Genomic DNA, 435 nt, shown 5'->3' on the forward strand with positions numbered 1-435 from the left:
CTCAAAACTGAACGATGGGCAATGCCACATGGGCATTTTCCTTAGAAAGGAGGTGATCCAGCCGCACCTTCCGATACGGCTACCTTGTTACGACTTCACCCCAATCATCTGCCCCACCTTCGGCGGCTGGCTCCTTACGGTTACCTCACCGACTTCGGGTGTTGCAAACTCTCGTGGTGTGACGGGCGGTGTGTACAAGACCCGGGAACGTATTCACCGCAGTATGCTGACCTGCGATTACTAGCGATTCCGACTTCATGCAGGCGAGTTGCAGCCTGCAATCCGAACTGAGAACGGCTTTCTGGGATTGGCTCCACCTCGCGGCTTCGCTGCCCTTTGTACCGTCCATTGTAGCACGTGTGTAGCCCAACTCATAAGGGGCATGATGATTTGACGTCATCCCCACCTTCCTCCGGTTTGTCACCGGCAGTCTCC

At 55.6% G+C, this 435-nt stretch carries 1 rRNA gene; it reads right to left on the bottom strand.

The features are described from left to right. Window positions 1–45: 45 nt before the first annotated feature. Window positions 46–435, bottom strand: a 16S ribosomal RNA gene (locus KNO73_RS14905); the annotation flags it as partial.

This window comes from Exiguobacterium sp. s83 (assembly GCF_018617095.1).
Lineage (GTDB): Bacteria > Bacillota > Bacilli > Exiguobacteriales > Exiguobacteriaceae > Exiguobacterium > Exiguobacterium profundum.